At 43.8% G+C, this 15,244-nt stretch carries 16 protein-coding genes and 1 tRNA gene; 12 read left to right on the top strand and 5 right to left on the bottom strand.

Features of this window, described 5'->3' with window-relative positions; translation table 11 throughout:
- Nucleotides 1–27: 27 nt before the first annotated feature.
- Nucleotides 28–750 (bottom strand): peptidoglycan-binding domain-containing protein, encoded by a 723-nt coding sequence (locus HUN01_RS21160; protein ID WP_181927850.1) that lies wholly within the window; start codon nucleotides 748–750, stop codon nucleotides 28–30.
- Between the two features lie 384 nt (nucleotides 751–1,134).
- On the opposite strand from HUN01_RS21160, the gene HUN01_RS21155 reads away from it, so the two are divergent.
- From HUN01_RS21155 to HUN01_RS21120, 8 genes are all read left to right on the top strand, one after another.
- Nucleotides 1,135–2,583 (top strand): hypothetical protein, encoded by a 1,449-nt coding sequence (locus HUN01_RS21155; RefSeq protein WP_181927849.1) that lies wholly within the window; start codon nucleotides 1,135–1,137, stop codon nucleotides 2,581–2,583.
- Nucleotides 2,584–2,843: 260 nt separating this feature from the next.
- Entirely contained in the window at nucleotides 2,844–3,305 is a 462-nt protein-coding gene (rimP, locus tag HUN01_RS21150; protein WP_181927848.1) for a ribosome maturation factor RimP, read from the top strand.
- 223 nt (nucleotides 3,306–3,528) lie between these two features.
- The gene (nusA, locus tag HUN01_RS21145) at nucleotides 3,529–4,818 is read left to right on the top strand and encodes a transcription termination factor NusA (protein WP_181927847.1); all 1,290 of its coding nucleotides are present in this window, start codon (nucleotides 3,529–3,531) and stop codon (nucleotides 4,816–4,818) included.
- Between the two features lie 148 nt (nucleotides 4,819–4,966).
- Nucleotides 4,967–5,242, top strand: a complete 276-nt coding sequence (locus HUN01_RS21140) for a YlxR family protein (RefSeq protein ID WP_181927846.1) — start codon at nucleotides 4,967–4,969, stop codon at nucleotides 5,240–5,242.
- A 106-nt stretch (nucleotides 5,243–5,348) separates the two neighbouring features.
- Nucleotides 5,349–5,588: a hypothetical protein gene (locus tag HUN01_RS21135; protein WP_181927845.1), complete on the top strand. Its 240-nt coding sequence runs from the start codon at nucleotides 5,349–5,351 to the stop codon at nucleotides 5,586–5,588.
- A 135-nt stretch (nucleotides 5,589–5,723) separates the two neighbouring features.
- Nucleotides 5,724–8,888: a translation initiation factor IF-2 gene (infB, locus tag HUN01_RS21130; RefSeq protein ID WP_181927844.1), complete on the top strand. Its 3,165-nt coding sequence runs from the start codon at nucleotides 5,724–5,726 to the stop codon at nucleotides 8,886–8,888.
- 105 nt (nucleotides 8,889–8,993) lie between these two features.
- Nucleotides 8,994–9,614, top strand: coding sequence for a low-complexity tail membrane protein (locus tag HUN01_RS21125; RefSeq protein WP_181927843.1), 621 nt, complete (start codon nucleotides 8,994–8,996; stop codon nucleotides 9,612–9,614).
- Nucleotides 9,615–9,749: 135 nt separating this feature from the next.
- Nucleotides 9,750–9,947: a hypothetical protein gene (locus tag HUN01_RS21120; RefSeq protein WP_069073454.1), complete on the top strand. Its 198-nt coding sequence runs from the start codon at nucleotides 9,750–9,752 to the stop codon at nucleotides 9,945–9,947.
- On the opposite strand, the gene HUN01_RS21115 is transcribed toward HUN01_RS21120, so the two are convergent.
- Nucleotides 9,944–10,480, bottom strand: a complete 537-nt coding sequence (locus HUN01_RS21115; RefSeq protein WP_181927842.1) for an alpha/beta hydrolase — start codon at nucleotides 10,478–10,480, stop codon at nucleotides 9,944–9,946. The two genes, HUN01_RS21120 and HUN01_RS21115, sit on opposite strands and share 4 nt — an antisense overlap.
- 617 nt (nucleotides 10,481–11,097) lie before the next feature.
- Here HUN01_RS21115 and HUN01_RS21110 point away from each other — a divergent pair.
- The gene (locus HUN01_RS21110; RefSeq protein ID WP_181927841.1) at nucleotides 11,098–12,786 is read left to right on the top strand and encodes a DUF1565 domain-containing protein; all 1,689 of its coding nucleotides are present in this window, start codon (nucleotides 11,098–11,100) and stop codon (nucleotides 12,784–12,786) included.
- A gap of 346 nt (nucleotides 12,787–13,132) precedes the next feature.
- On the opposite strand, the gene HUN01_RS21105 is transcribed toward HUN01_RS21110, so the two are convergent.
- Nucleotides 13,133–13,426 carry a DUF3493 domain-containing protein gene (locus HUN01_RS21105; protein ID WP_181927840.1) on the bottom strand — a complete coding sequence of 98 codons (294 nt, stop codon included), beginning with the start codon at nucleotides 13,424–13,426 and terminating at the stop codon, nucleotides 13,133–13,135.
- Between the two features lie 33 nt (nucleotides 13,427–13,459).
- Between HUN01_RS21105 and HUN01_RS21100 the strand changes: the two genes are divergently transcribed.
- Nucleotides 13,460–13,531, top strand: a tRNA-Thr gene (locus tag HUN01_RS21100).
- 283 nt (nucleotides 13,532–13,814) lie between these two features.
- Here HUN01_RS21100 and HUN01_RS21095 read toward each other — a convergent pair.
- Together HUN01_RS21095 and HUN01_RS36645 are read right to left on the bottom strand one after the other, a co-directional pair.
- On the bottom strand, nucleotides 13,815–14,252 hold the full coding sequence (locus tag HUN01_RS21095) for a hypothetical protein (RefSeq protein ID WP_181927839.1): 438 nt from the start codon (nucleotides 14,250–14,252) through the stop codon (nucleotides 13,815–13,817).
- 140 nt (nucleotides 14,253–14,392) lie between these two features.
- Complete coding sequence (locus tag HUN01_RS36645; protein ID WP_420832816.1) at nucleotides 14,393–14,632, bottom strand: hypothetical protein; 240 nt, start codon at nucleotides 14,630–14,632, stop codon at nucleotides 14,393–14,395.
- Here HUN01_RS36645 and HUN01_RS36395 point away from each other — a divergent pair.
- Both HUN01_RS36395 and HUN01_RS21085 read left to right on the top strand, forming a co-directional pair.
- Nucleotides 14,526–14,852 carry a BrnT family toxin gene (locus HUN01_RS36395; protein WP_420832815.1) on the top strand — a complete coding sequence of 109 codons (327 nt, stop codon included), beginning with the start codon at nucleotides 14,526–14,528 and terminating at the stop codon, nucleotides 14,850–14,852. The two genes, HUN01_RS36645 and HUN01_RS36395, sit on opposite strands and share 107 nt — an antisense overlap.
- Nucleotides 14,815–15,093 (top strand): BrnA antitoxin family protein, encoded by a 279-nt coding sequence (locus HUN01_RS21085; RefSeq protein WP_181927838.1) that lies wholly within the window; start codon nucleotides 14,815–14,817, stop codon nucleotides 15,091–15,093. The genes HUN01_RS36395 and HUN01_RS21085 overlap by 38 nt, the downstream gene beginning before the upstream one ends.
- Nucleotides 15,094–15,244: the final 151 nt, after the last annotated feature.

The raw sequence follows: 15,244 nt of genomic DNA, 5'->3' as shown, positions 1-15,244 counted from the left end.
CTTTGAGGTAGGAATTTTTTCTGATGACTAAGGTGTAGCTGTTGGTGTAGCTGTTGGTGTAGCTGTCGGTGTAGATGTTGGTGTAGCTGTCGGTGTAGCTGTCGGTGTAGATGTTGGCGTAGCTGTCGGTGTAGCTGTTGGCGTAGCTGTCGGTGTAGCTGTTGGCGTAGCTGTTGGTGTAGCTGTTGGCGTAGCTGTCGGTGTAGCTGTTGGCGTAGCTGTCGGTTTAGCTGTTGGTTTAGCTGTCGGTTTAGCTGTTGGTTTAGCTGTCGGCTGACCCAAAAGTGTCTTTGCTTCTTGATCGAGCTTTTGCCGGAGCGCTAAATTAGCAATTCCGGTTTCTTGCAACTGATTTTTCTTCTGGTATTCCTTCACCGCTGCTTCCATTTGGGGACCATAAAAATGATCGCGCGGTAAGGGAGGATTTGGCTTCAACACTGCATTCAAATTTGATTGCAGAATTTGAACGATGTTGGCAGCAAAATCTTGGGTTTTTGGCCCTGCTATCCCATCAACAGGCTTTAGCTTATAACCTGTCTGAAATTCACGAATTGCCTTTTTAGTTTCCTCATCCGTCAAAGCAGTATTTGTGACCTTGACGTTATAGCCTAATCCGCGCAATACAGAACGGAATTGCTGGGGCGTATAGCTACGTTGAGGGGCTGCGAAACCTGTGTCTACAACTAAACTAGCAGTTATCAGGCAAGTAACAGCAAAGGTTGCGCTTGATTTTCCAAACCCACACCACATATTTAAAACTCCTTTGGATTAAATCAGCAGGATTATAAATGTTAACAGCTGCATTTTAAGTTTGTTTAATAACTTTTTTTGCGATTATTTAATGATTTTTGAACAATTTTTGATTTATTTTTGTCAATTTTAACTAGAATTACAAAAAAAAGTTTGTGTCATCCATCCAAAGAAGTATCTTTGATTAGCAGAAATACAGCAGTTATCATTTGAATCGAATACACCCTTTGAACAGTAAATTACAGTAGGAGGTGCAAAGATATTCGCCCCTACTGGGGTCTAATCAACTGCAAATTACCGTAATTGATTGGAAAGAGCCGAAAATTCATAAATGAAAGAGCTTATGTTTCCAACAAACAAGAAACGTATAATACATTACAAAAAATGAAAAATATAAAATATTCTAAGCAGCGAAATATTTGGTTTGAAAGATTTATGGCAATTGCTGCCACCGTAAATTTAGGTTTAGTTTTGTTTGATTTAAGTTACGTACCTTGGCGGGATTTCTACTTGCGAAAAATTCCCCAAATTATTCAGATTTATGATCCAGTAAAGGGTATTGAACCCTATCGAGACACGAAAAATTATTTAGAAACAGTCAAGGCATTAGAAGAACAAGTCAGCCAAACAGGTTTAGAGTCATCTGAGGTAAAGAGCAAGCTAGAAGAAATAAGGCGTCTTAGCAACGAGATGATTGACACTAACCCGTTTGCGGGAGTGAATAAGAGTGGTACTCTGGAAAAAATCAAAAATCGGATGCGCGATCGCATCGGTAACGAATCTGCAAAACAATCCTTCGCCACTTTTTGGAGTCAGCCTTACCTATCACAAAATGGCTGGGTTCAAGAAATTAATTTTTTCAACGATAGAATCAGCCCTTTAATTGCTACTAACTACTACCGCCAAATCGGTGAAAATGGCGATTTTGTTGATAACTTCTGGATTCTTGACTTACCCTTTGTGATTTTATTTGGCGTAGAATTGCTGGGGCGTACCTTCTTAATCAGACGCCAACATCCTGGTTTAAACTGGTTTGAAGCACTATTGTGGCGTTGGTACGACCTATTTTTACTACTGCCATTTTGGCGATGGTTGAGAATCTTACCTGTATTAGTCCGCCTGGATCAAGCGCAATTATTGGATCTCCATCCAGTGCGAAAACAAATTCATCAAGGAATTGTCGCCAACTTTGCCGAAGAACTCACAGAAGTTGTAGTGGTAAGGGTAATTAATCAGGTTCAGGGTTCAATTCAGCGGGGCGAGCTAACAAGTTGGCTCTCACAACAAGAAAATTTACGTCCCTACATAGATATTAATAATGTAAATGAAGTAGAAGCGATCGCAGGTCTTTTGGTAAAAACAATTGTTTACCAAGTGCTACCCGAAATTCAACCTGCGATCGTTGCCATTTTGCGCCACAACATCGAAACCGTCTTCCATCAAGTCCCCGTCTACCGAAATCTCCAGAACCTTCCTGGCGTGGGACAGGCCCAAACCCAATTAAGCGAACAAATGGCGACTCAAATCACAACTAATCTTTATAAAACTTTAGTTAGCGCAGTTGAAGACCCAGTTGGTGCAAAACTCACCAGTCAACTTGTACAAAGCTTCAGCGACGCTTTGGGATCTCAAATGAAGGAAAAACACGTACTTTCAGAAATTCAGAGTTTACTTTTTGACTTCTTAGAAGAAATAAAAATCAACTACGTCCAGCGTTTGTCCCAAGAAGACATAGACCAAATTATCGAGCAAACCAGGCAGCTAAGAACACAAGTATCAGTTCCAGCAGTAGTTGATAAAGGCACTACTTTCCCCAAAATACGGGAAGGGTAGAGGGTGAGATGAGGGAGATGAGGGAGATGAGAGGACAAAGGGACAAGGTTAAAGGGAAAAGGATAAAGAAACAAACCCTTTCCCCCTTCCCCCTTACCCTTTTTCATAATCTTCTATGCCCAATGCCCAATGCCCGACTATCCCATAAATGCGCTAAACTCGATTTAGGCGAATCATGATTGGTTCGTCACAAGACTTCTTGGAAGATATACCTATCGCAGGAAGTGGGTCGAAGCCCACTTTTTTTATTGAATTCTCTCATGGCTCATCCTTTAGTTCCACAAATTATTGATTTAGCGACACCAGTGGCAGAAGAACTGGGATTGGAAGTGGTTGGCGTGGTTTTTCACACCAACCAAAGTCCACCAGTGTTGCGGATAGACATTCGCAATCCTCAGCAAGAAACCGGGTTGAACGATTGTGAGAGGATGAGCCGTGCTTTAGAAGCCTCCTTAGATGCTGCGGAAATCGTTCCAGATAAATACGTCTTGGAAGTGTCTAGTCCTGGTATTTCGCGACAACTGGTAACAGACAGGGAGTTCATTTCCTTTAAAGGATTTCCTGTCATCATCTCCACTTCGCCACCCTACGACGGACAACAAGAGTGGATTGGTCAGTTGATTCGCCGGGATGAGACAGCACTTTACTTAAACCAAAAAGGTCGTGTAGTCGAAATTCCCCGCTCCCTAATTACTAAGGTGCAGCTAGACGAGCGCCGATAAACAAAGGGTTATGGCTCAGGAGTTATAGACTAGAGCACCTTAGCTCAAGGCTAGAGATTAGGAACTAAGGGCTAGAGGTTAGAGGCTAAGAGCTAGAGGTTAGAGATTCGTGTAAAGCTATTCTCTAATCCCTGGCTCTAATGTGCAGTTTTCCATCCCCAGTCCCCACTCCCTACTCCCCACTCCCTACTCCCCACTCCCTAATTTTTAAAGGAGATTGCTTATGTCAATGGTTACTTTACCTGGATTAAAAGAATTAATTGAAAGTATAAGTCGCGAGCGGAATTTACCCCGGCTTGCAGTTCAATCAGCTATTAGAGAAGCACTACTCAAAGGCTATGAACGTTATCGTCGCGCCCAAAATTTAGAGCGCAAACAGTTTGACGAAGATTATTTTGAAAATTTTGAAGTAGAACTCGATATTGAAGGAGAAGGATTTCGCGTTCTTTCCACCAAAACCATTGTTGAAGAAGTAGATAACACAGACCACCAGATTTCTCTAGACGAAGTTCAACAAGTCGCTCCCGAAGCGCAGTTAGGGGACTCTGTGGTGCTGGATGTTACCCCCGACCAAGGAGAATTTGGTCGGATGGCGGCGATGCAAACTAAGCAGGTATTGGCGCAAAAATTACGGGATCAACAGCGCCAGATGGTGCAAGAAGAGTTCCAAGATTTAGAAGGAACTGTCCTGCAAGCAAGAGTCCTACGGTTTGAACGGCAATCCGTGGTTCTGGCAGTTAGTAGTGGGTTTGGTCAGCCAGAAGTAGAAGCAGAATTACCGAAGCGGGAACAGTTGCCCAACGATAATTATCGGGCAAATGCCACCTTCAAGGTATATCTCAAAAAAGTTTCCCAAGGTCAGCAACGAGGGCCACAGTTGCTTGTGTCTCGTGCGGATGCTGGTTTGGTGGTTTATCTTTTTGCCAACGAAGTCCCAGAAATCGAAGATGAAGTGGTACGGATTGTTGCCGTAGCTAGGGAGGCAAACCCCCCCTCTCGTTATGTCGGCCCCCGGACTAAAATAGCAGTAGATACTCTTGATCGCGACGTAGACCCGGTTGGTGCTTGTATTGGAGCCAGGGGATCACGAATTCAAGTGGTAGTCAACGAATTACGCGGTGAAAAAATAGATGTAATTCGCTGGTCACCAGATCCAGCAACATATATCGCCAATGCCTTAAGTCCAGCACGGGTAGATGAAGTACGCTTAATGGACCCTGAATCCCGACAAACTCACGTACTAGTCGCTGAAGATCAATTGAGTTTGGCCATAGGGAAAGAAGGGCAAAACGTCCGTTTAGCAGCCCGCCTGACTGGTTGGAAAATAGACATCAAAGACAAAGCTAAGTATGACTTCGCAGGAGAAGATGCCAAATTTGCAGCCGTCAGAACAAAATATCAATCAGAAGAAGATGCAGAGGAAGATGATCTCGACTATGAAGAAGAATTAGAGGATGAAAATCAGGACGAATTAGAAGAGGAGGATAGTTTTGACAATAACGATGACGAATAATTGATTAATTTTGTAAAGTTTTGATACTGTAGATTGTAGTCTCAGGCTCAAGGATTATTTTCTCAAAAGCTACTTGGTATAAGTAAAAAATAGTAATAATAAACTTCTTTTTACATCCCAAATCCTGGACTGAGATCATCAAAAACCGATGAAACCAAATTATCGGCGCTGTATTAGTTGCCGCAAAGTAGGCTCAAAAGATGAGTTTTGGCGGATTGTCCGCGTCTTTCCATCGGGAAAGGTACAATTAGATCAGGGCATGGGGCGTTCTGCCTACATTTGTCCAGAAACAAGTTGCCTACAAGCAGCTCAAAAAAAAAATCGACTAGGGCGATCGCTACATGCATCAGTGCCAGAAACACTGTACCAAAGCTTGTCGCAACGTCTAGCCCGCAGTAATACCCAAAACCAAAACCAAATTTAATTGGAACAACTTTGTGACCTAATCTCCAGAGGAATTGTGTCGAAAGCCCAAATCGCGCTTTCATCACACTCTCTGTTGATCGTCAAGGTTAGTGCCAAAATAGTAAATGGGTGTAAAAGGCATTCGCTTCTCTAATAACAAGAGGGGCGAGGCAAGATTCCCAGAACAAGATGTAATCGATTGTGTTGTGGAAGACTCAGAATCAACAAAACAAGAAACTACAAAATGGCAACCTGGTAACGCTCAGGCGCAGTTCGGCGTCAAGGGTTCCTATAAAAATCTTTTATTTAAGAAATTTTTATGGGTATCCCTCAACCATCATTCCTGGTGGGGATGCCACTATTAAACCGAAACATCTCTCTTTCCTGATTGGAGGCACCGGCAAAAACTGAACGGCAACCTAAAAACAGTAATCCAAGGATGGAGATGTCGCAAACCAGGCAGCCATCCGCTAAAACTGTAAATTAAAGGGGAAGAGTGGATGAACAACGGCAAAGTTAGAATCTATGAATTATCAAAGGAATTGAATTTGGATAACAAAGAGCTATTAGCAATTTGCGAGCAGCTCAGCATCTCGGTCAAAAGCCATAGCAGCACGATTTCAGAATCCGAGGCAGAAAACATCCGGGCGGCAGCAGAAAAGCTTGCAGCTACGAATGTGTCAGCCAAAAAGGAACTAGGTACAACCAGCCATAAGCCAAATTCACCACCCAACGGCGGACGTAACCGACCTGCTGCACCCCACAAACAGCAAATTTTGGAAATACGCAAACCCAAAATATTGAGAAATACTACTTCCAACGCCCCAGAGGCGTCACTTGCTACCAATACCCAAGCTGCCTTGTCTGAAGCTAATCCTCCCTCTCCTCCACGGCCTTTCGCTACACCGGTCTCACCCATGAAGCCGACGGTACCAACTCGACCTGTACCCCGGACTCAATCTGAGACTCAAGAGCAACCCACGATCGCTGACTTGGAACAAACGCCTAATCCAAATCAGGCACCGGAAAAAATAGCATCCCAAAAACCGGAAAAAATAGTTCCACCCAGACCGAAATCAGAAAAACCGATCAAACCACAACTAGTTGCTCCTCCAGCCAGACCTGCGGCAGAAGAAGCCCAGGTAGCAGATGAGCCAGTCTCTCAGGCAGATAAACCAATCCTTAAGCGCGACCAACGGCTGCGACCAGTGGAAGGCGGCGATCGCGAGCAAATTAAGCCGAGAGTTGCTAAACTACCAACTGACCAGTCTCCACCAGGTGCACCACAAAGAACAAGTCGTCCTACTCCTTCACCCACCAGACCAGAGCAGAGGGGCAATAGACCATCTGCACCATCACAATTGGGAGAAGGGCAACGACCCAGACCAGCCCGCCCAGGTGAAGGTGTAGCAGCCGCAATGCCCATCGCTACTCCACCCAGACAGATGTCAGGAATAGCGGGTAAATCTCAAGGTTCTGGTGATGAACCAGTCACACCTGATCTCCTCGATTTGAAACGCCCAAGTCCGCCTCGCCCGACCAAAGGCGGCAAAAAGTGGGTAGAAGAGGAAATAATTGACGAAGTTAAAGAGAAGGCTAAAGCCGGCGTCAAAGGCAAGCGGATCAAACCCATACTTGATGATGAGTTTGAAGAAGATTTGCTAGATGATGACGATATAGATTCACCAGCCACAGTCCAAGTTAGCCTTTCCATCGCTCGTCCTCCCAAACCTAAAGCGACTCGACCTGTACAGATGCCAGGTGCAACCCTTGCTAGCGCCCCAACTGCAAGAGCGAGAAAGCCTGGTTCTAAATCTGGTTCCAAGTCTGGTTCTGGCCGCGACCATCATCAAAACCGTCGCCAAGAAGCTGAAACCAAGCGCGATCGCCCCGAAAAAGTGACGATCACAGGGCCGTTGACTGTGCAAGAACTGTCTGACGTTTTAGCTGTCCCTGATACAGAGATTGTCAAAATCCTGTTCCTCAAAGGCATGGCGGTGAGTATCACCCAAAATCTGGATATTCCCACAATTACCCTGGTAGGAAAAGAACTAGAAATAGAAGTCGAAACCGCCGAGCGAGAAGCAGAAGCTCGGAAAATTACAGAAATGGTCGGCGCAGAAGACCTAGAATATCTCCACCGCCGTCCGCCTGTCGTGACAATTATGGGTCACGTAGACCACGGTAAAACAACCCTGCTCGACTCAATCCGCAAAACAAAAGTGGCTGCTGGCGAAGCTGGTGGTATCACTCAACACATTGGTGCATACCATGTGGATGTGGAACATGAGGGTAAACCGCAGCAGATAGTCTTCCTAGATACTCCTGGTCACGAAGCATTTACAGCTATGCGGGCCCGAGGAGCGCGGGTAACAGACATTGCCGTATTGGTCGTGGCTGCTGATGATGGTGTGCGTCCGCAAACTATTGAAGCTATTAGCCACGCCCAAGCTGCGGGAGTGCCAATTGTTGTTGCAATCAACAAAATTGATAAAGAAGGGGCACAGCCAGAACGCGTTAAACAAGAACTGACCCAGTATGGTCTGACCTCAGAAGACTGGGGTGGTGAGACGATTATGGTTCCCGTGAGTGCCATCAGGGGTGAAAACCTGGATACGCTCTTAGAGATGATTCTGCTGGTAGCAGAGGTTGGAGAACTATCTGCCAACCCAGACCGTACCGCCAAAGGAACTGTTATTGAAGCACATCTGGACAAAGCCAAGGGAGCAGTTGCTACCCTGCTAATTCAGAATGGCACCCTGCATGTGGGAGATATCTTGGTAGCTGGCTCGGCTTTCGGTAAAGTGAGGGCAATGGTGGATGACAGAGGCAAGAGAGTAGACATTGCTTCTCCTTCCTTTGCTGTCGAGGTACTAGGTTTAAGTGATGTGCCAGCAGCAGGCGACGAGTTCGAGGTCTTCCAGAACGAAAAAGAAGCCAGAGCACTCGCTAGCGATCGCGCAGACAGACAACGCCTATCCCGCCTGTTACAGGGTCGTGTTACCTTAACAACTCTCTCAGCTCAAGCACAAGAAGGCGAGTTGAAAGAACTCAACTTAATCTTGAAGGGAGACGTACAAGGTTCAGTGGAAGCCATTGTGGGAGCGCTCAAGCAAATCCCGCAAAACGAAGTCCAAATTCGGATGCTGTTGGCTACTGCTGGGGAAATCACCGAGACAGATATCGACTTAGCAGCTGCCAGTAACGCTGTAATTATTGGCTTCAACACCACCTTCGCTAGTGGCGCCAGACAAGCCGCCGATGAAGCAGGTGTAGATGTCCGGGAATACAACGTCATCTACAAACTCCTAGAAGATATCCAAGATGCCTTGGAAGGTCTTTTGGAACCAGAGTTGGTGGAAGAACCCTTGGGTCAAACCGAAGTCCGGGCCGTCTTCCCAGTCGGTCGCGGTGCTGTTGCCGGTTGCTACGTTCAATCTGGCAAACTAGTTCGCAACTGCAAAGTCAGGGTGCGACGCAACGGTAAGGTGATCTTTGAAGGCGTCCTTGACTCCCTAAAACGGATGAAAGAAGATGCCCGTGAGGTCAACGCCGGTTATGAATGCGGTGTCGGCATGGATAAATTCAATGATTGGGTTGAAGGTGACATCATCGAATCCTATCAGATGGTTACGAAGCGCCGCACTCTCACCTTAACGAGATAGTGTTAAGGGTAAAATGGTTAGAAGTTAGGAGTGATAAATTAGGAGTTAGGAGTTAAAGGCTGCTAATTCCTAACTCCTAACTCTTAACTCACAACTTTTTATAATATGCATTCATTTCGCTCTGAACCTATTTTGTGGATTCATGTCGCTGGATTGGCGACGTTGCCTATTTTTTTATTACTCTGCTTATTGTTCTTGTCTGTAGGTGAGCCGTTTTTACCAGTCTGGATGGAGCTATTTTTAGTTGCCGCCATTGGTATTCTCCCTTTGCTATGGATGCAGTTGCGTCGACCTTTTTATATATTTGCTCTTTTAGGAATAGCCCTAAAGCCAGAAAATCTGACTGAGCGGCAGCGAAAAATTCTCTGTTTAATTAATACAAAGTTAAATCGTATCTTGGCATTAGTGGCAGCAGTATTGTCGGTTTGGGTGCTGTGGCATCTTTACCAAATTGCCCCATTAGTAGCAAATTCAGCGAAATTTCTCCCACAATGGCGCAGCCTAGCACTACTGCTTGCGGGATTAGCTTTTTTAGGCAGCAATCTATTTTTACAAATACCTGTGAGTGTAATGCGAGTTTTAGTGACTAATGACACAGAATTCGCTGGCATAGAGCCATTATCTTTAGAAAAGATTAAGCAGGATTTCACAATTTTAGGTGTACGGGTTAATCAAATCGTCCCCCGATTGTTGCAATCCTTGTTTAGGATTAATACAGATTCATAGCAGCCCCAAAAGTAATTATTTCACTTTAAAGGGCTACAAGTGAGGAGCAGGGGGAGAAGAATTAATAATCAATGCCCCATGCCCTATTCCCAATACCCAGTTACCGTTGAAGTTAAAATAAAGGAATGAGAAACTATGGCTCAAATTCCAGCTTCTAGCGATCGCCAATTTTCTGCTGATACTGAAATTTGGTATAGCCTCAAATGCGCGATCTCCACTAGTTCCGGTTTTCAACGCTGGCAACTAGAACGCGATGCTCAATTACAAGGAATTCGCTTGGAACAGCAGGTACAGCGGTATTTAAGGGAAACTTTAGAAACTTTAGCATACTAAAAATTAAGTAAATCTTGTAGGCTTGTTTGCAAGCGACGGAGTTGACGGTATGCACTCTCCAAGCGATTGCCATCAACTTCAACTTCATTTGTGGGATAATTCTTAATAATTTCAATCAGCGACACTTGCCCGTCTTGACTCGCAGAAAGTACCAATGCGGCTCGTAAAGCCTGTCGGTCTGCTCTCCGAGACGGTGTATAAATAACTTGACTAATTTTATCCAAAAAAATATTACCAATCTGACTATTTAGCACTCTATCTAGAAAAACAGGGTTTATCTTCACTGGCTCCGTTAAATACTGACGAGTAGCTTTGGGATCTTGTCGCGCCAAAGCTAAATTGACTCTTAATGAACGTGAGAGTTGACCAGTTTGGGCAAAGGTGGATAGTTCCTCTACAGAAAGTGATTCACGGAAGACGCCATACTTCAGCACTATTTGTTCCGCAGCAAAGGCAGGAGTGGACAAAAAGAGAAGACAGGTAGTGCCTACTAAAACTAAAATGCGACGCAGCCCCAAAAAATTAAAGTGCATTTCTCCCTATTTCTCACAGATTTGCTTTTATTGTGATGATATTCCAGCAATATTATTTGCAGCATCTAACTTTAGGAAATACAAGAAATAAATCAGCCAAGGCAGGATGAGCGCTTAGACAAGGCAACAAGAGACTTGTTGATAGAACATCACTTCATCCCGAAAGCCTCTGTAGAGCTTGGCGAAAATCTATCTATCATCTCAATTAACGTGAGTTCGACAAGTCTTATTTGACCTCTCCCCCAGCCCCTCTCCGACGCCCAGAGGGGAGCAAAAAGCGGAATTTTTCTTGCTCCTCCCTTTCCGTTTCCCAGAGGCAGACTGGGAGGCAGAGGTTCATCGAACTCAAGTTCAATTAACAAGGTTTGGGGTCTACCCTTAATAATTTGCTCAAGCAAATTGTTAAGGGTAGGCAAACTTCGGCTACAGTGTACTAGTAGAATTTTCTGAATAAAAGAATATAACTAATGTATAAGTTCTGTGATCTATCTAAGGAATTTAGCTGAATCAGCGCTAATCATCCAGTATAGTTTTGCATAGATTTTACAGCAGCTACAAGGCTGCTACCTTCAATCTTGTTCGACACACCATAATTCAGCACATCACAGACGGAAAAAATGAAATACCGGGGTTTTCACATTTCTCTAGCGAAAAATTTTCGCCTTCTTTCTAGCAGTCATCTCAGATATACTTTGCGCGTAGGAGCTGGACTAACGGCTTTGCTAGTTGTTTCCGGCGGGTCAATACTACTACCTGGTGAAGTTAATGCTGGTGCTACTCAAGAAGGTATTGCTCCAACTCTCACAGCGCAAGCTCCTGCAACAGCCGCAGTGATTTACGTTAATCCCGCAACTGGTGCAGATAGTGCTGGTGCTGGCGCAACCTCAGCAGCACCCTACAGGAGCATCAGTTTCGCTCTGAGTCAAGCTCAACCAGGTGCAGTTATTCAACTAGCACCTGGGAACTATAACCAAGAAAGTGGCGAAACCTTCCCACTGTTGCTTAAACCAGGCGTGACGCTGCGGGGTGATGAAGCTACTAAAGGTCAGGCAATATTAATTACAGGTGGAGGTTTCTACACTAGTCGCACCTTTGCCAGACAGGACATTACCATCCTTGCCGAGCAAGATGCCACGATCGCTGGTGTCAGCGTCACCAACCCAAATAGCCGGGGTACAGCGGTGTGGGTGGAGTCAACTAATCCCATTATCAAAAACAGTACTTTTACTAACAGTGTTAGAGAGGGTGTTTTTGTCACAGGTACAGGCAATCCCAAAATCGAAGGTAACCTCTTTGTGCAAAACAAAGGCAATGGAATTTCAATTGCTAGAGCTGCTCAAGGAGAAATTCGGAGTAACTTATTTCAGGATACTGGTTTTGGTCTAGCGATCGGTGGCACTTCCACACCCCTAGTTGTGGAAAATCAAATTGTCGAAAATCAAGACGGTCTTTTTATCTCAGAGTCAGCAAAGCCTGTATTGCGTAAGAATGTCATTCAGAACAATAAGCGAGATGGCTTAGTTGCAACTGTCAGCGCTCTACCCGATCTTGGCACCAACGAAAATCCTGGTGGCAATCTTATTCGCAATAACACTCGTTATGATGTGAACAACGCCACCAAAACCAGTACAATTCTTGCTGTTGGCAACGATATCGATCAGAAAAAGATTTTTGGCTCAGTAGATTTTGTTGCGGCAAGTGTTGATCCACCTGGAGGGCCTGTTGCCTTTAAGGATGTGCCAGCAAATTACTGGGCAAAAACTTACATCGAAGCTTTAGCCTCCCAAAATATTATTGCTGGCTTTCCTGATGGCACCTTTAAACCCAATGAACCTGTAACCCGCGCTCAATTTGCCACTATTGTCACTAAAGCCTTAACACCACCAGTGAAACGCGCAGGTATTCAATTTAAGGATGTAGCAAGCAATTTCTGGGCTTATGCTGCAATTCAATCTGCTTACCAAAGTCAATTTGTTTCTGGTTATCCTGATGGCACTTTTAAACCACAGCAGCAAATTCCGAGAGTGCAGGCGTTAGTAGCTTTGGCTAATGGTTTGGGCTTAACTGCGAGTAATCAGAATGTCCTTTCCTTTTACACCGATGCTGCCCAGATTCCTAGTTATGCGATCGCTCCTGTTGCTGCGGCAACTGCACGGCAACTAGTAATTAACTATCCCACAGCCAAGCAACTTAATCCTAATCGTCAGGCGACTAGAGCCGAAGTTGCTGCCTTTGTTTACCAGGCACTCGTCAATGCTGGACGTGCTCAACCAATTCCTTCATCCTATTTGGTAACAGTTCAGTAAATGCCTAGTTAGCAAATTGAAAGCGCCTTACTAATTAGTTAGTCAGGCGCTTTCAATTAATGTGAATTTTTTATTTTAGGGTTTTTTAAACATAAAACTTGGGGTCTTTAAATATAGACGACCCCATTTGAATGTTATTGGGTTTATGGTCAGGGTCTTTATATTGGCTGACCCCGTTTCAACGATTTCTAGTTTCTCAGAAATTTTTACTTTTTGGAATTTCCTAATATTTTTTTTATTTTTTCTCTGTTGATATTTTAATCTTCATAACACCATTAATAAATTTGAAGAATATAAAGATATGCAAAAGGAAAGCAGTAAAAAATTAACAGCTAAATTTCTCGCTTCAGGAATTAGGATTTTTACCCGACTGGGGGCTTGGTTGCCGCCGCTGTTCCCAGCGCCAGAGGAAGACCATTAGGGCAACGATCGCTACTTGGAGAGCTAAACTAGGCAAAGCGCTCTCAACATTGCGCCCGGCAAGCACTTGGAAAAAAAAGATAAATGCGCCAATGGAGCCAGAAGCACCGAAAGCAATATAGATAAATTGTCGTAAGCCACGATAAGGAGCGGCTATTTCTGCTTTAAGGCTGGCATATTGTTTAGGGTTAAGACGATTTTTGGAATTTTGGTTTATCATGACTAAATCATGTTATACTCTTAGATTGTGAACGCCGATGTGGCTCAGTGGTAGAGCAGCTGATTCGTAATCAGCAGGCCGTGGGTTCAAATCCCATCATCGGCTTTGATAAAAGTATTGCTCAATAGTCAAGTTTGACATAAATCAAGTGTAGAGTGACTAATTATTCCTCGTCGGTGATAGATTAATGTCGTAGTGACAAATTATTGTCATCAAACCTAGTAATTTGCTTCTATATGTATTGGTGAAAAATTATCAAAACATAATTCAGGAGTCAGGAGGTCACTGAGCGTAGTCGAAGTGAGCCAGAATACCCTTTCAGGGAAGCAAGCTATAGAATTGAATTCTGTGATTTAACACTCCTACTCCCATTTTCAAGCCAGGTGGATTATTGCAGCAGAGGAGTTGTGCCATTACCGTTAGTTGAGGCATTTGCAATTGCAGCTTGAGTAGGTTGAGTAGTAAGAACCGCTACAAGTGGAGTAACTTTTGAACTAGAGTGTTTACTTCGTTTTCGATTGGAGCCGCCAGCCTTGGAATACTCCATACTGTTTTTGCCGTAGACAGTTGCAACTCCACTTAGCATTCGTTCAGACATTTCGGAGAGAGCTTTATCCATCTGGGTTACTGTTTTACGCGATTCTTCCAGATTGGAAACCAGCGTATTATTAGCTTCTAGCACAGCACGGGTAGTGTTGATTAGGTGGTTGTAAGCTTCAATGGTTAACCCATGTCCTAAATCTAGATTTTCATCAATAGATTTAAGCAAGGCGAGACGAAGTTGGGCTTTTTCAATAGCAGCAGAACCACGAGTTTTTAAAGACATAGCACATCCTTTTTTAATAATTCCTTTTTCAACATAGTGGAGTATCCTTTTGCCTGAGATGGGTAGTTTTGTGGATTTATTTCATTAAAAGTTCAACGAAATAATTACGAGTTTGCCTGTGTTTTTACTCATTTTTAATATCAATTTATTGTTTGAGAATAAGTACAATCAGCAACAGCAATCACAAAATCAATAAATGCGATCGCCAAAATAGCAATTGCGTACCCCGAAATAACAAATGAGTACCCCGAAATAACAAATGAGTATCCCGAAATAACAAATGAGTATCCCGAAATAACAAATGCGTACCCCGAAATAACAAATGAGTACCCCGAAATAACAAATGAGTACCCCGAAATAGCAAATGAGTATCCCGAAATAACAAATGCGTACCCCGAAATAACAAATGAGTATCCCGAAATTGAGTTAGATGATTGTTTTGATTACGGAGAAGACCGTTGGTTCGGTATAGGTTTTCTCGGCAACGGTGTAGCCGTTGTAGTTTGGACAGAACGCAAAAATAATGTGATTCGGATCATTTCAGCACGAAGGGCAAATCGGTATGAGCGACAAAAACTTGAGAAATACCTCTCGTACTAACTGGACAGCATTGGAGTCAATGAACGATGAAGAAATTGACTACTCTGATATTCCACCATTGACAGAAGATTTTTTTCAGAAAGCTACTCTCCGAGTTCCCGCACCTCAAGCACAGCAATTGGTACAGATTGAGCCAGATATACTAGAGTGGTTTCAAGCTCAAAGCGGAGAATATAAAACCTTAATCAACTCTGTTTTACGTCGTTACATCAAAAACTGCGACGAACACAGAGCAGTGTAACAATTTAAAATTCAATATTACACCGGAACTTCCCCCTCGATTAGATGACAATTTATATCGGGGGGTATTGCTTGATTATTTACTCAAAAGCTTCTTAGCAAAACGCGATCGCATCTTTTGGAAATCAAGCGATCGCAAAATCACTATATTG

Origin of the sequence: Nostoc edaphicum CCNP1411, from assembly GCF_014023275.1 — a bacterium.
Taxonomy (GTDB): domain Bacteria; phylum Cyanobacteriota; class Cyanobacteriia; order Cyanobacteriales; family Nostocaceae; genus Nostoc; species Nostoc edaphicum_A.
The sequence above is the reverse complement of the archived record's forward strand: the minus strand, read 5'-3'. Positions and strand labels throughout refer to the sequence as shown.

Excerpts from the sequence above, each read along its gene's own strand:
- HUN01_RS21140 (WP_181927846.1), top strand. The coding sequence starts at position 4,967 with ATGAAACCAAATTATCGGCGCTGTATTAGTTGCCGCAAAGTAGGCTCA.
- HUN01_RS21125 (WP_181927843.1), top strand. The coding sequence starts at position 8,994 with ATGCATTCATTTCGCTCTGAACCTATTTTGTGGATTCATGTCGCTGGA.
- HUN01_RS21155 (WP_181927849.1), top strand. The coding sequence starts at position 1,135 with ATGAAAAATATAAAATATTCTAAGCAGCGAAATATTTGGTTTGAAAGA.
- HUN01_RS21105 (WP_181927840.1), bottom strand. The coding sequence starts at position 13,426 with ATGATAAACCAAAATTCCAAAAATCGTCTTAACCCTAAACAATATGCC.
- infB (WP_181927844.1), top strand. The coding sequence starts at position 5,724 with ATGAACAACGGCAAAGTTAGAATCTATGAATTATCAAAGGAATTGAAT.
- HUN01_RS21085 (WP_181927838.1), top strand. The coding sequence starts at position 14,815 with ATGAGCGACAAAAACTTGAGAAATACCTCTCGTACTAACTGGACAGCA.
- nusA (WP_181927847.1), top strand. The coding sequence starts at position 3,529 with ATGTCAATGGTTACTTTACCTGGATTAAAAGAATTAATTGAAAGTATA.
- HUN01_RS21115 (WP_181927842.1), bottom strand. The coding sequence starts at position 10,480 with ATGCACTTTAATTTTTTGGGGCTGCGTCGCATTTTAGTTTTAGTAGGC.
- HUN01_RS21095 (WP_181927839.1), bottom strand. The coding sequence starts at position 14,252 with ATGTCTTTAAAAACTCGTGGTTCTGCTGCTATTGAAAAAGCCCAACTT.
- rimP (WP_181927848.1), top strand. The coding sequence starts at position 2,844 with ATGGCTCATCCTTTAGTTCCACAAATTATTGATTTAGCGACACCAGTG.
- HUN01_RS21135 (WP_181927845.1), top strand. The coding sequence starts at position 5,349 with ATGGGTGTAAAAGGCATTCGCTTCTCTAATAACAAGAGGGGCGAGGCA.
- HUN01_RS21120 (WP_069073454.1), top strand. The coding sequence starts at position 9,750 with ATGGCTCAAATTCCAGCTTCTAGCGATCGCCAATTTTCTGCTGATACT.
- HUN01_RS21110 (WP_181927841.1), top strand. The coding sequence starts at position 11,098 with ATGAAATACCGGGGTTTTCACATTTCTCTAGCGAAAAATTTTCGCCTT.
- HUN01_RS21160 (WP_181927850.1), bottom strand. The coding sequence starts at position 750 with ATGTGGTGTGGGTTTGGAAAATCAAGCGCAACCTTTGCTGTTACTTGC.